The organism is Parabacteroides sp. HGS0025 (genome assembly GCF_000969845.1).
Classification (GTDB): Bacteria; Bacteroidota; Bacteroidia; order Bacteroidales; family Tannerellaceae; genus Parabacteroides; species Parabacteroides gordonii.
The window spans coordinates 3854721-3868900 of the sequence record NZ_KQ033902.1 but is presented as its reverse complement, the minus strand read 5'-3'; the positions used below and the strand labels follow the sequence as shown (position 1 = coordinate 3868900).

The 14180-nt window shown below is 48.3% G+C and carries 12 protein-coding genes; 3 read left to right on the top strand and 9 right to left on the bottom strand.

Annotated elements, in window-relative coordinates; genetic code table 11:
• Positions 1-86 precede the first annotated feature (86 nt).
• Positions 87-503, bottom strand: coding sequence for a DUF5856 family protein (locus tag HMPREF1212_RS15075; protein ID WP_028730444.1), 417 nt, complete (start codon positions 501-503; stop codon positions 87-89).
• 148 nt (positions 504-651) lie between these two features.
• Here HMPREF1212_RS15075 and HMPREF1212_RS15070 point away from each other — a divergent pair, with 148 nt between their 5' ends.
• Positions 652-1020 (top strand): DUF488 domain-containing protein, encoded by a 369-nt coding sequence (locus HMPREF1212_RS15070; protein WP_046149903.1) that lies wholly within the window; start codon positions 652-654, stop codon positions 1018-1020.
• A 146-nt stretch (positions 1021-1166) separates the two neighbouring features.
• Here HMPREF1212_RS15070 and thrC read toward each other — a convergent pair whose 3' ends face one another.
• The 6 genes from thrC to HMPREF1212_RS15040 form a co-directional block, all read right to left on the bottom strand.
• On the bottom strand, positions 1167-2480 hold the full coding sequence (gene thrC, locus HMPREF1212_RS15065) for a threonine synthase (RefSeq protein ID WP_046149902.1): 1314 nt from the start codon (positions 2478-2480) through the stop codon (positions 1167-1169).
• Positions 2477-3679: a cofactor-independent phosphoglycerate mutase gene (locus HMPREF1212_RS15060; protein WP_046149901.1), complete on the bottom strand. Its 1203-nt coding sequence runs from the start codon at positions 3677-3679 to the stop codon at positions 2477-2479. Before HMPREF1212_RS15060 ends, thrC begins: the two co-directional genes overlap by 4 nt.
• A gap of 1 nt (position 3680) precedes the next feature.
• Entirely contained in the window at positions 3681-6122 is a 2442-nt protein-coding gene (gene thrA, locus HMPREF1212_RS15055; protein ID WP_028730448.1) for a bifunctional aspartate kinase/homoserine dehydrogenase I, read from the bottom strand.
• 404 nt (positions 6123-6526) lie between these two features.
• The gene (locus tag HMPREF1212_RS15050) at positions 6527-6820 is read right to left on the bottom strand and encodes a nucleotidyltransferase family protein (RefSeq protein WP_028730450.1); all 294 of its coding nucleotides are present in this window, start codon (positions 6818-6820) and stop codon (positions 6527-6529) included.
• Between the two features lie 65 nt (positions 6821-6885).
• Positions 6886-8436 carry a DHA2 family efflux MFS transporter permease subunit gene (locus HMPREF1212_RS15045; protein ID WP_046149900.1) on the bottom strand — a complete coding sequence of 517 codons (1551 nt, stop codon included), beginning with the start codon at positions 8434-8436 and terminating at the stop codon, positions 6886-6888.
• Positions 8437-8479: 43 nt separating this feature from the next.
• The gene (locus HMPREF1212_RS15040; protein ID WP_232430108.1) at positions 8480-9454 is read right to left on the bottom strand and encodes an HlyD family secretion protein; all 975 of its coding nucleotides are present in this window, start codon (positions 9452-9454) and stop codon (positions 8480-8482) included.
• 108 nt (positions 9455-9562) lie between these two features.
• Between HMPREF1212_RS15040 and HMPREF1212_RS15035 the strand changes: the two genes are divergently transcribed.
• Positions 9563-10975, top strand: coding sequence for an aminotransferase-like domain-containing protein (locus HMPREF1212_RS15035; protein WP_046149899.1), 1413 nt, complete (start codon positions 9563-9565; stop codon positions 10973-10975).
• Here HMPREF1212_RS15035 and HMPREF1212_RS15030 read toward each other — a convergent pair.
• Positions 10967-12163, bottom strand: coding sequence for an aminotransferase-like domain-containing protein (locus HMPREF1212_RS15030; RefSeq protein ID WP_046150420.1), 1197 nt, complete (start codon positions 12161-12163; stop codon positions 10967-10969). The two genes, HMPREF1212_RS15035 and HMPREF1212_RS15030, sit on opposite strands and share 9 nt — an antisense overlap.
• A gap of 124 nt (positions 12164-12287) precedes the next feature.
• Complete coding sequence (locus HMPREF1212_RS15025) at positions 12288-13211, bottom strand: DMT family transporter (protein ID WP_046149898.1); 924 nt, start codon at positions 13209-13211, stop codon at positions 12288-12290.
• A gap of 231 nt (positions 13212-13442) precedes the next feature.
• On the opposite strand from HMPREF1212_RS15025, the gene HMPREF1212_RS15020 reads away from it, so the two are divergent.
• Complete coding sequence (locus HMPREF1212_RS15020; RefSeq protein ID WP_028730456.1) at positions 13443-14180, top strand: copper homeostasis protein CutC; 738 nt, start codon at positions 13443-13445, stop codon at positions 14178-14180.

The window sequence follows — 14180 nt, the reverse complement described above, 5'->3', positions numbered from 1 at the left end:
ATTAATTATATGAAAAAGGTTATCCCGTTTTTGGAGATAACCTTTTTCTATATAAACTTAAAATGACAGTTGTATCGGTCTGCGGATTATTGCAGTCTGACCAATCTGTAAACCAATTGTTGAATAGCTTCCTGGTAGTCATCGATAATTGATTGTGAAAATGCTTCCGGGAACAAGTCTCTGTGTTTTTCTACATAGTTGTAGAAATCGGTGGCATGCTTAACGATATCCTTTGGTGTTTTTGTTTCGGGGATTGAGATATTCATGTCGCCAACCATAGCGAATGTTGTTTCTGTAATTCTGTCGATCACATCCAGTAAAGAAGCGATGGCTTCGTCCAAAGCCATGTGTTTGGCGTAACTACCGGTTCCGGTAACGCTCCAATGGAAAAGTTTCAAACTGCTGTTGAATGAGAAAAGCTCTCCGATAAATGCTGCGATCTCTTTGTTTGATGTACGGGCAGCTTCTTTTTTCTGTTCTGTTTTTACGGTTGTTGTACTCATAACTTTATATGTTTATGTTTTGCATTTATCTAACAACTCGGATTAAAAGAAAGTTTATGGAAAAGATAGAAAACAAGTTATGAAGATTGATTGCAACAATCGGTTTATCGACCTTGTTTATACCTAAAATGATGTAAATAAAAAGGATATGACACGGATAAAGATTAAACGAGTGTACGAAGATCCCGAAAGCTCGGATGGTTACAGAGTGTTTGTTGATCGTTTGTGGCCCCGAGGGATGAAAAAGGAAGCTATGCATTATGATCTATGGGCGAAAGACATTACCCCTTCGCCGGAGATACGCCAGTGGTTTCATCAGGATCCCGATGCTAGATGGCATGAGTTTGCCGGGTTGTATCGTAAGGAACTGAACGGTTCGGATGCTGCAAAGGTTTTTGTGGAGAAGGTCAGGCAATATCCGGTTGTCACGTTACTTTATGCTTCCAAGAGCCCGGATCATAATCATGCGCTAATCCTGAAAGACTTTTTGGTTGAGAAGATGAACTCACAAAGCTAAGATGAAGAACTCAACTCTGAAAGATGAAGAAGTAAGCTTTGCAAGATGAAGAAGTCGGTTTCGTGAGATGAAGAACTCAGCTTTGTGAGATGAAGAAGTCACCGCGGTGAGATGAAGAGGTCGCCGCGGTGACTTCAAGAAGTGGGTTATTGTTTCATTAAATAGGCTTTGAATGTATCGAAATCTTTGCTTAGTTCGATGCTTTGCTTGGTCCCCTGCATAAAGGCTTTGAGCTTGGCCGGTATTTCGATATTCGCTTCCAGAATGCGGTCGACAGTATCTTTGAACTTGGCCGGATGGGCGGTTTCCAGGAAGAGCCCGGTTTCATCCGCTTCAAGTGCGTCTTGTATCAATGCCTGATAGCCGCAGGCACCGTGTGGGTCGAGCAGATAGCCGTCGTTTTTATATACGTATCTGATTGTATACTCGATATCTTCGTCGGTGAAGCGGTAGCCGTGTATCCACTGGCATATCTCCTCATGTTTATCTCCGTAGCCTTCGAACAGATCCATGATGCGGGCGAAGTTGCTCGGATCGCCTACATCCATTGCATTGGCGATGGTGGCAACGGAAGGACGCGGCGTATAAACACCCGTATTTAGATATTCCAGGAATACGTCGTTGCGATTATTGGCTGCAATGAAGTGCTTGACAGGCAATCCCATCCAACTGGCGAAAAGGCCGGCGGTGATATTTCCGAAGTTACCGCTGGGGACGGAGATCACCAGGTTGTCGGCTTTACCTATCTTGTCTAATTGGGCATACGCATTGAAGTAATAGAAAGACTGCGGAAGGAAACGGGCTACGTTGATGGAGTTGGCAGAGGTCAGTTTCATGTGACGGTTCAGTTCATCGTCCATGAAAGCCGATTTAACCAGCGCCTGGCAATCATCGAAGGTGCCGTCTATTTCCAAAGCGGTAATGTTCTGTCCCAATGTCGTGAACTGGCATTCCTGGATAGGGCTTACTTTTCCTTTCGGGTAAAGCACATATACATGAATGCCCGGTACGCCCAGGAAGCCGTTGGCTACGGCGCTTCCGGTATCTCCCGAAGTGGCAACCAACACATTTACCTGTTTAAGACCTTCTTTTTTGATGAAATATCCCAGCACACGTGCCATGAAACGGCCGCCTACGTCTTTAAATGCCAGTGTAGGGCCGTGGAACAATTCAAGGCTGTATATATTATCGTTGACATGAACCACCGGAGTGTCGAACGACAACGTGTCTTTTACGATCTCGTCCAGTGTTTCCGTATCAATATCTTCACCGAAGAAAGCTTGTGCTACCGTGCAGGCTATTTCGTGGAAAGACTGGTTCTTCATATTGTTGATCGTGCCCTCGTCCAGACGGACAATGTGCTCGGGCATATATAATCCTTTGTCACCGGCAAGGCCTTTTACAACGGCTTCCTCGAGTGTGGCCAGGGGAGCCTTTTTGTTTGTGCTGTAATATTTCATAATAACTCTTTTATAAATTCATCTTTTTCTAATACACCGTATTTGCCGTTGAGGACGCTGAATTCATCGAAGCAGGTCACTGCGTCCGGTTCCTGTCCGGGTTTGTAGATCAGGAAGGGGATCGGTGTATTGGTATGGGTACGGATCGAGCAGGGGGTAGGATGGTCGGGCAGGACGGCGATCGCAACCGGTTCGTCCCATTTCTGCAACTCCTCGTAAATGATACGGATAGCCCGTTTATCCAGATACTCGATTGTTTTTATCTTCAGATCCACGTCACCTTCGTGTCCGGCTTCGTCGCTGGCTTCCACATGAAGGTAAACGAAATCGTTTGTCTTGAGGGCTTCGAGGGCGGCATAAGCCTTGCCTTCGTAGTTGGTATCGTAAAGCCCGGTAGCACCTTCCACGTTGATGATTTCAAGGCCGGCATATACACCGATACCGCGTATCAGATCGACCGCCGAGATAACGGAGCCTTTCTTTATGCCGTACATTTCGTGCATGGTCTGCATGGCCGGACGGTAGCCGGGCGACCAGGGCCAGATACTGTTGGCCGCGTCTTTCCCTGCCGCCATACGTTTCAGGTTGACCGGGTGATCTTTCAGTATTTCCTGCGATTTCAGGATCAGGTCGTTCAACAAGTCGGCTGTCTCCTGTGCTTCGGGTACTTCCGGCTTTATCAGCAAAGGGCGGAAGGGGTGGAGAGGCACATCGTGAGGCGGCGTGCAATCCAGCCTTTTGTCGCCCCCTCTGATTACCAGCAGGTGACGATAAGAGACGCCGGTATAGAATTTGATCCGGTCGGATCCCAGTTTCTCGTTGAGATATTGGATCAGTTGATCGGCTTCCTCGGTGGAGATATGTCCGGCCGAATGGTTTTTCAGGATTTCTCCTTCTACGCAGATCAGGTTGCAACGCATCGCCATTTCGCCCGGTTGGAGCGTGACGCCGATGCTTGCAGCTTCCAGTACGCCACGTCCTTCGTATACTTTCGGTAAGTCGTATCCTAATACGGCCATGTTGGCAACTTCGCTGCCCGGATGGAAACCGTCGGCAACTGTTTTCAATTGTCCGGTAACCCCCAGTGCAGCCAGCTTATCCATATAAGGAGTATCTGCATATTGCATAGGGGTCTTACCTCCAAGTGCCTCGATGGGTTCGTCGGCCATGCCGTCTCCCAGAATAATTATACTTTTCATTTTATCGAATGTTTGCAATGGAGATAATATCGGCGAATACGCCTGCTGCCGTTACGTCGGCTCCGGCTCCATATCCTTTTATTATCATGGGATACTCGTGGTATCTTTCGGTAGAGATCATGATGATGTTGTTGCTGCCTTCCAACTCGTAGAACGGGTGGTGGCTGTCAACTTCCTGCAATCCTATTTCGCAAGCACCGTTTTCCATTTTGGCAACGAAGCGGAAACGTTTGTTTTCTGCTTCCAGTTGCTGGCGTTTGCTTTCGAATTCGGTATCTACTTCTTTGATCTTGCACCAGAACTCATCCAACGATCCTTCAAAGAACTTTTCAGGGATGAATAACTTACGCTGAACGTCCTGCTGCTCTACCTTATATCCGGCTTCACGTGCTAGGATTACGAGCTTGCGAAGAACATCCTTTCCGCTCAGGTCGATGCGGGGATCGGGTTCGGAATATCCTTCCTCTTTAGCCATCAGGATGGCTTTGCTGAAGGGGATGTCTGCGCTCAGTGTATTGAAGATATAGTTCAATGTACCCGACAGAACAGCTTCCAGCTTCAGGATATGATCGCCACTGTTTCTCAGGTCGTTCATCGTATTGATGATAGGAAGTCCGGCACCTACGTTTGTCTCAAACAGGAACTTAACGCCGCGATGGCGGGCTGTTTCCTTCAGTTTGATATAATTGCTGTAGGAAGAAGAGGCGGCTACCTTATTGGCTGCCACTACCGATACGTTATTATTGAGCAGTGTTTCGTATAAGTCGGAAACAGCCGGATTAGCTGTACAATCCACGAACACGGAATTAAAGATATTCATTTTCAGGATCTCTTCCACCAGATGTTCGGGAGAGCTTGCTTCACCGTTCTTTTTTAATTCTTCGATGCAGTTTTCCAGGTTCAGTCCTTCGCGGAGGAAGAGGGCACGCCTGCTATTGGCGATACCGACTACATTCAGCTTCAGGCCGTTTTGTTCCATCAGCTTGGGTTGCTGGATACGTATCTGTTCCAGTAAGTTACCACCGACAGTACCTACACCGGCAATGAAGAGGTTGAGTACCTTATATTGTGACAGAAAAAAGGAATCATGGATAGAGTTCAACGCCTTACGCAGGTATTTGAGCTTGATAACAAACGAGATATTTGTTTCGGAAGCTCCCTGTGCACAAGCAATCACACTGATACCGGCACTACCCAGCGTACCGAACAGCTTACCGGCAATGCCCGGCGTACGTTTCATGTTTTCACCGACGATCGCTACGGTAGCCAGGTCTTTTTCAGCAACTGTATCGTTCATATCGCCTTGCGCACGTTCCAGAGCAAACTCCTCGTCCAGCACCTGCACAGCCAGATCGGCATCCGCATTACGGACGGCGAAAGTGGTGTTGTTTTCAGAGCTGGCCTGTGATACCATAAATACGCTGATGCCGCTTTTTGCCAATGTCTTGAAGATGCGGTAGTTGACACCGATCACACCGACCATGCCCAAACCCTGTACGGTGATCAGGCAAGTATCGTTAATAGAAGAGATACCTTTGATAATGGCTTTACCCTCTTCCTTTACTTTCTCTTTCGAGATATAAGTACCCGGAGCGGTCGGGTTAAACGTATTCAGGATACGGATCGGGATATTCTTATGATATACCGGATAGATCGTCGGCGGATAGATCACTTTGGCACCGAAGTTACACAATTCCATTGCTTCGGTAAATGTCAGCCGGTCGATCACGTAAGCAGAACTGATCACGCGCGGGTCGGCAGTCATAAAACCATCCACGTCTGTCCATATTTCCAAGACGTTAGCATCGAGGGCGGTTGCCAGGATAGAGGCGGTATAGTCGGAACCACCGCGTCCGAGGTTCGTCACTTCCCCGTTCTCCGTACTCGACGAGATGAAACCGGGTACCAGCGAAACTTTAGGCAGCGGGTTGAATGTCTCTTTGATCAACTGGTTGGTCTGTTCGAAATCGACGATGTGTTTGTTGAACTGCTTGATCGTCTTGATAAACTTGCGTGAGTCGAACAGTTGCGCATCCTCGATCACGTTTGAAACAATCAGGGAAGAGATACGTTCCCCATAACTTACGATCGTGTCGGAAGTCTTGGCCGACAGGTCGTTGATCAGGTACACACCTTTGAAGATATTTCCCAGTTCATCCAGCAGGCTCATGACCTTTTTCTGCACTTCGATCCGCTGCATCTTGCCAGGTATAACGCCTTCAATCACATCCAGGTGACGTGTTATGATTTCAGAAAACTCTCTTTCGTATCCGACATCCCCTTTGGAAGCCATGACGGAAGTTGCCAACAGCTTGTCGGTTATGCCGCCCAGGGCCGATACGACAACGATTACAGGCTCTTCAATAGCCTCTACTATCTTCTTAACACTCAGAATACTATTCACGGAACCTACGGACGTTCCGCCGAATTTCAATACTTTCATCGGTATGTATTATTTTAATTGACAGCTGACGGTTGACAACTGACAATATATTTGTACTAAATTAATTGATAAAAAGAACCGGAAAGAACCGGCATAAAGGATGCAATACAAATGATTGCAACAATGCAGGACGTGGCCGCTGCGCTTGTTTATTTGTAAATTCTAACCCCCCAAGGGGTCATCAATGCCCATGTATAATATGCTATACCTGCAATCATTCTTTTACTTTTCTAGTTTTCATATCTTATTGCAGGGGCAATATTACACATTATTTTTCAAATGCAAGCATTTTTTCAGTAGAAAGTGATAAAATAGTGGAAACTTGACAGGAAAAGGGGGCAGATTATAGTCTATTGTATAAATTATTATCGTGTTTGCCTGAACGGAAATCAGCAATGATGTTATCAGACATAGATCGCATCTCGTTCTACATTTTGACGAAAAGCAGGGAACTGATTTTCGTGTAAGGTTATTAAATCTACTTTTCTTCTAAAGAGTTTTTCGAGTTCTTCTCGAATATCGAAACGTGTAAAATAACTCGGCGTTTTCATCTTGATTACCACATCGATGTCACTTCGGTCGTCTTGTTCGCCACGGGCACAACTACCGAACAGGCCGAGACGTTCGATCCCGTATTTCTCTGCAAAAGCGGCTTTATAGTCGCGTAGTTTGTTGAGGATTTCCTGAGTTGTTTCCATTTAGACAATCTATTTGCTTTTATGGAAACAAAGATATGATTTAGTTTGGATAAAAGCAAGATAAGTCATTTGGTTTTTCTCACCCTGCGAAGCCAGAACACCGGAAGGATACAAAGCAAGGTGACTATGAACGCGATGTAGAAATCATCGTTGATGCCGCCTATATATGCTTCCAGTTCAAGCCGTTTGATGATTAACTGTTCGGCCAGCGATTGTGCCGTATGGCCGGTTGCCCCGGCGGTCTGTTGGGCGAAGGAACTTAAGCGGTCGATGGTCTGTTGGTAGGCTTCGCCCGTATAATTCAATGCTTCGCTATAACGTTGCGTGTGATAGCTGGTGCGCTGTGTAAGCATATGGCTGAAGATCGCTACCCCGAAACTGCCACCCATCTGGCGGACGATGTTGGTAATACTCGAAGCCTGCGCCATCTTGTCGACACCGATACGAGCCAGCGATAAAGTCAGTAGCGGCGTGAAAAGTATCCCCATTCCCACACCACGCAGGTAAAGGCTCATCATGATATACCTCTTTTCCGTGAGAAAAGAGAGGAAGAAGTTAAGATAGAAACTGAGCGACATCAGGAGCAATCCGGCCGCTATCAATATCTTCGGATTGATTTTCTGCCCTAAAGCACCCGCGGTGGGAGAGCAGAAACCCTGGATAATCCCTACCGGAATAAAGAACATACCGGCCTGGAACGCCGAATACCCCAGATTGTTTTGCAGGTAAAGCGGTATCAGGAACGTACTGCCGAACATCCCTATCCCGAATATGAACATCATCAGGTTGGATAACGCGAAGTTACGGTCTTTGAATATCCTGAGGTCGATCAGCGGATGTTTCACCGTCAGCTCGAAATAGATAAAAAGGATGAACACGACGGCCGATATCCACATCGAACCCAGTACCACCGGACTGTTCCACCCCTGTGTGTTGGTCGACGAATTTACTTCCGACAAACCATACATGAACAAAGGAAGAAAGATACCCGAAGTAATGAACCCCGGAATATCGAACGGCTGTACCGTTTCTGCCTTATATTCTTTTTGCAGGATTGCCGTAAAGAACAAGGCCAGCACACCGACCGGAACGTTGACATAGAAGATATAGTTCCAGTTCAGGTTATCCACCAGATAGCCCCCTATCGACGGGCCGAAAGAGACGGAAGCGGCTGAGGCAATCGCCCAGAAACCGAGCGCCATCCCCCGTTGTTCCGGCGGGAAAACATTACTTACTATCGCCATACCGACCGGCATGATAGCCCCGCATCCCAATCCTTCTATCACCCGCCAGAAGATCAGCTCCTCGATCGAGGTGGAGTTGCCGCACATAAACGAGCCGAAGGTAAACACCAGCAGGGAGAGGAAATAAATCTTTTTGTACCCGAAGCGGTCGGAGAGCCAGGCGGCAGCCGGAAGGATACTGGCGATGGCCAGCATATAACCCGTCAACACCCATTCCGCCGTATTGATACTCGCACCGAGCGTCCCCATGATAGCAGGCAGCCCGGTGTTGACAACGGTAGAGTCGAGCACGGCCATGAACGTACCGATCATGATGTTTCCCAGCACCAGCCATTTGTATGCGCTATTATCTGTATTACCGGTCGTACCCATTATTTCTCCTTGATGATCTTAACGGTTGCGGACATTCCCGACACTAACCGGGGCATTGCCACCTTCTCTTTTTCTTCATCGCCTTCTCGACGGATATTTTCAGCGGGATGCGTTGCGCCACTTTGGTGTAATTACCCGAAGCATTGCTGGGCGGGATAAGCGAAAACTCGGAAGCGGTATTCGTTCCTATATAGAATATCTTTCCCGAGAACATAAGGTCGGGGAAAGCGTCGAGTGTGAAGTCTGCCGGTTGTCCCAGCCGGATATTACGGTATTTAGTCTCTTCCAGATAGACAGCCACCCAGAGATCTTTCCCTTCGTTGATGGTGAAAAGTGTCTGTCCCGGTTGGATGATATCCCCCGGAAGCGACCAGCGTTTGGCGATCACCCCGTCGACCGGCGCGATGACACGGTAATACCCCAGAGAGACACGGGTAGATTCGATGGCTGCATTTGCTGAAGCGATGGCCGCTTCTCCGGCGGCAATCTGCGCTTGTGACACCTTGATCTGGTCTTTGGCAACTTCCACCTTTATGCGCGTACTTTTATATATATCCTCGGTATTCTGGAAAGTCTCCTGCGAAATAGCGTCTTTACCGTACAGTTTCTTGTCGCGCTCAAAATTCACTTCTGCCTGATGGTAACTGATTTCCGCCAGGCTCAGGTTCTTGATAGCCGTGTTGAGGTTTTCCTTATCCAGCTTCAGGTTGGCAATCATTTGTTCCCGTCGTGCAACGGCTTCTTGCAACTCTGCCACGATAGTACTGCTGTCCAGTTCGGCCAGCACCTTGCCTGCTTTCACCGTATCGCCTTCCCAGACATACTGTTTCAGCATGGGGGCCATGACCTGCGCAGCGACACTTACCCGGAAGCTGTCGAGGTTCGCATCATCCGTTGTTATATATTTGCGGTAGTTCCACCACCACAGGAAAGCAATGACAACTGCGACAACCAGGATGGCGATCAGCCATACCATACCTTTGCCCGATGCTTTTTTAGAGGGACTTACTGTATCCATAGTTTTGACGTATATTTATTGCATAAAACAAATAAGATATGCAAAGGTTCATATTTACCAGCCTGATACAGATCCTATTTTGTATATTTGCAGGGGTACAGAATAAGTATGGAAAAAGAGATCCTATATCAGAAAATAGCGAAAACAATCGCCTGGCAGATAAAGAACGGCGTGTGGAAAACAGGAGAGAAGCTGCCTTCCCTGCGCACTATCAGCCATGAAAACGGTGTCAGCCTGAATACGGCAATCCAGGCCTATTATGAACTGGAGAAGGACGGGTTCATTATCTCGCGTCCGAAGTCGGGATATGTTGTCAACTATAAACCGCTGCGTCTCTCGGCTCCTGCGACCACACAACCTCCGGTGCAGTTTGCCGGAAAAGAGGACGAAGACCTGATTGCCGAGGTCTATCATTCCATCGAAGACGTCTCCATCACCCGCTTTTCCCTCGGGATACCGGAAGATGTACTGTTACCTATCGCTAAACTCAATAAGGAACTTACCCGGGCGATGTACTCCCTTCCGGGTAACGGCACCCGCTACGAAGACCCGCAAGGCAACATCCGGTTGAGGAAAGACATAGCCCGCTTCACTTATAACTGGAACGGGAATCTAACCGAAGACGACATCGTTACGACAACGGGCGTGACCAACGGCATCTCACTCGCCCTGTCCGTCACGACACAAAGAGGCGACACCATCGCCGTCGAAAGCCCTGTCTATTTCGGCATACTGCAACTGGCTATCAGCATGGGGCTCCGTGTGCTGGAACTGCCGACAAACCCTGTTACCGGGATCGACCCCGAGGCATTAAGGAAGGTACTGCCCCAAATAAATGTTTGCCTGCTTATCAGCAACTTCAGTAACCCGATGGGAAGCTGCATGCCTGACGAACATAAGAAAGCGATCGTGCAGATGTTGTCGGAGCGGGATATACCATTGATCGAAGACGACCTCTACGGAGATGTCTTTTTCGGCCAATCGCGCCCCCGCCCGTGCAAGGCTTTCGATGAAGCGGGTGGTGTGCTATGGTGCGGTTCCGTGTCGAAAACGCTGGCACCCGGTTACCGGGTAGGCTGGATTGCCCCCGGTCGGTTCAAAGAGGCCGTTATCCGGCGGAAGCATATCCATCAGATATCCACGCCGACCCTTAATCAGGAAGCTATCGCTAACTTTATGGAAAACGACCGTTACGAGAACCATTTACGCAAACTACGCCATGAGCTGCATGGCAATAGCCTGCGTTTCATACAAGCGATTATGGATTATTTTCCCGATGATACCCGGTGCATCACCCCGCAAGGAGGCTTTATGCTCTGGGTGGAGTTGGACAAAAGGATCGATACCGCGAACCTCTACCGCAGGGCTATGCAGGAGAAAATCAGTATCGCCCCCGGGCGCATGTTCACGTTGCAGGATCAGTTCAGGAACTGTATGCGCCTGAGTTACGGGCAACGTTGGAGCCCCCTTATCGAAGAACGCCTGAAGATGTTGGGAGACATCATCCGGAAATCACTGTAACCGGGCAATGTATTCCTTCACGACTTCGCCGATTACCTTGAGCCCTTTCTCTATCCTCTCTTCAGGCATGTTGGAATAATTGATCCTGAACGTATTCTCCCTGTTCCCGTTCGGGAAAAAAGAGCCGCCGGGTACGAAGGCTATTTTCCTTTCGAGGCAGCTCTCCAGTATTTCACGTGCCGGAATACCTTCGGGAAGTTCTATCCAGGTAAATAAACCGCCTTCGGGATGCGTAAACTTTATATTCGCCGGGAAGTAAAGCTCTATGCATCTGAGAGCTATGTCCCTGCGCTTTTTGTAAACCTCTACGATCCGTCCGATATGCTTGTCGATGTCGTACCGTTTCAGATATTCGGCGATGGTCATCTGGGCGATCGTGTTGCATTGCAGGTCTGTGCCCTGCTTGACCAGCACATATTTGCGGATAATATCCTTATCTCCGGCAATCCATCCGATCCGGAAGCCGGGACAGAAAATCTTGGAGAAACTACCTGTACATAAAATATTTCCGTCCGTATCGAAAGACTTGACGGACGGCAGATGCTCCCCTTCAAACCTTAACTCGCCATAGGGATTGTCTTCTATGACCGCGACGCTGTATTTCGACGATACTTCAGCCAGCTTCCTGCGTCTTTCCAGGCTCCATGTTTTTCCTGTGGGGTTCTGGAAAGTGGGGATCACATAGATCAGTTTTATGTTGGGAGTGCTGCTTAACACCTCTTCGAGTGCCCCCATATCCATACCTTCTTCGTCCGTCGGGATCTCGATGAAATTACATCCGTAAGCCTTGAAGGCACTGATGGCGGCCAGGTAGGTCGGGCTTTCGCACAAGACGATGTCGCCCTCATCTAAAAAGACTTTTCCTGACAGGTCGAGGCCTTGCTGCGATCCGTGGGTTATGAGGATGTTATCTTTGTCGAAAGCCGTCCCCAAGCGTTCGTTCATCCGGGCGGCGATCCATTCCCTCAGCGGGGGATACCCCTCGGTGGTCGTATATTGAAGCGCTTTGGTACCCGCTTCTCTTAAAACGATCCGGTTTACTTCGTCGATCTCATTTATCGGGAAAAGTTCGGGAGCAGGTAAACCTCCTGCAAACGAAATGACCTCTTCGTGTTCCGTCACCTTCAGTATCTCTCTGATTTCCGATGCTTTTATATAAGACATCCTTTTTGCAAAACCTAACTTCATCATCCTATTAAGTATTGTTGAGTATTAAATTGTTGCAAAGTAAAACAGAAAAAGGGGATGGAAACAGATATAAATTTTAATATATAAACGGGTACAGATCAGTTGGCGTGTACCCGTATGGCTGTCAGGCGGCTTTCTCTTTCTCCATATCTGCCCGGCTCTTACTCTGGGTCACCAGGTAAACGCCGACAAAGACAAGGGCGGCTGACAATACTTTTTGCAGCGAAAAGGTATCTTGTCCGACCATCACCGCAATCAATGACGCAATGATCGGTTGTATGTAGTTGTACATGCTAACCGTTGTAGGGCGGATGCGTTTTAAGGACATCGGTATCAGCAGATAAGGGATGAACGTTGCGCCGATCAGGACGAAGCAGATCGCACCTATCTCTTTCATATCAAATGCCTCCCGGTGAAAGGCGGGTGTTCCGGGTACATGTTGCCAGGTAAAGGGCAATAGCACAAGCGTAGAAAAGAGGAACATCCATTTCATCATCGTTACGGCCGAATAGCGCAAACTTAATGGCTTGGATAATACGAGGTAAATAGAGTAGACGAAGCCGCTAACGATGATCATCAGGTTACCTTCCAGGCTGCTCGCCTGTCCCGTTGCATGGGTGGAAGCAAGGATCAGCGAGATACCTCCGCAACATCCGAGCAATACCCCGAAAGCCTTCATCTTTGTGATCGGCTCTTTCAGGATTACGGCCGCCAGCAACATGACGAAGATAGGAACCCCCGTTGCGATAATGGATACATCGACGGGCGAAGTACGGTTCAGTCCGACGATAAACAATCCCTGGTTGATCCCGACACCGCAAAGAGCACATATAAAGAGCAAGCCGAGGTCTTTCATCGTCACCTTCTCCCGTTTTATAAAGAGCGAAGTGAGCCAGAATAACAGGCAGGCGGAGCTCATTCGCATGATCGTAAGTGCTTCAGGCTGTACATGGGAAGGCAACAGGTATTTGGAGATGGGCATATTGATGGCGAACAATATGTTTGCGATCAGAATTAATATATGACCCTTTAATTTTTCTGTGTTCATCGTCTTGCTGTTTTAATCCGGTACAAATGTAGCGATAATACTCACATATCCTTCTCTTTTCCCCGCCAGCTTGTCCGGAAAAGCATACCCCTTCTGAAACGGAAGCATGTGCCCTCTTTCCGGAAAGGATGCGCCCTTTCTGAAAAAAGCATGTATGCTTTTCCATTTCGGTAGGCTGTCATATGAAAATATCGTATCTTTGTATTGCGAACATTATAAAATAGAATGTCTATGAAATCAACCCGTATAATCGAGATCTGTGCCAACTCGGCACAAAGTTGTGTGGAGGCTGAAGCTGGAGGGGCTAAACGTGTGGAACTTTGCGCCGGGATACCGGAAGGTGGAACCACCCCCAGTTATGGAGAAATCAAGACAGCCCAGGCACTGACCTCGTCGATCGATATAAATGTGATTATCCGTCCGCGTGGCGGTGACTTTTTGTACACACCGGCGGAAATAGACGCCATGCTGCTGGATATTGAACTGTGCAAGCAGCTGAAAGTACACGGTGTCGTGTTCGGATGCCTGACCAAAGAGGGCGATATAGACGTACCTCTGATGCGGAAGTTGATCGACGCGGCGAAACCTTTGTCCGTGACCTGCCATCGTGCCTTTGATGTCTGCCGCGATCCCTTCGCTGCCCTGGAGCAGTTGATAGAGCTGGGTTGCGACCGTATCCTGACATCCGGTCAGCAGTCGGATGCCGTGAAAGGTATTCCCCTGATCGCCGAACTGGTGAAACGTGCCGACGGACGTATCATCATCATGCCGGGCTGTGGCGTACGCGAAAACAACGTTGCGCAGATTGAGGCGGAGACAGGTGCGAAGGAGTTCCATACCTCGGCACGCAGCATCGTATATAGTAAGATGGAATACCGCAACGAGAACGTCCCGATGGGTAGCAGCATCGTCTCGTCCGAGTTCGAGACTGTGGAGACGGACAGGAATAAAGTATCGGCTTACCTGTAA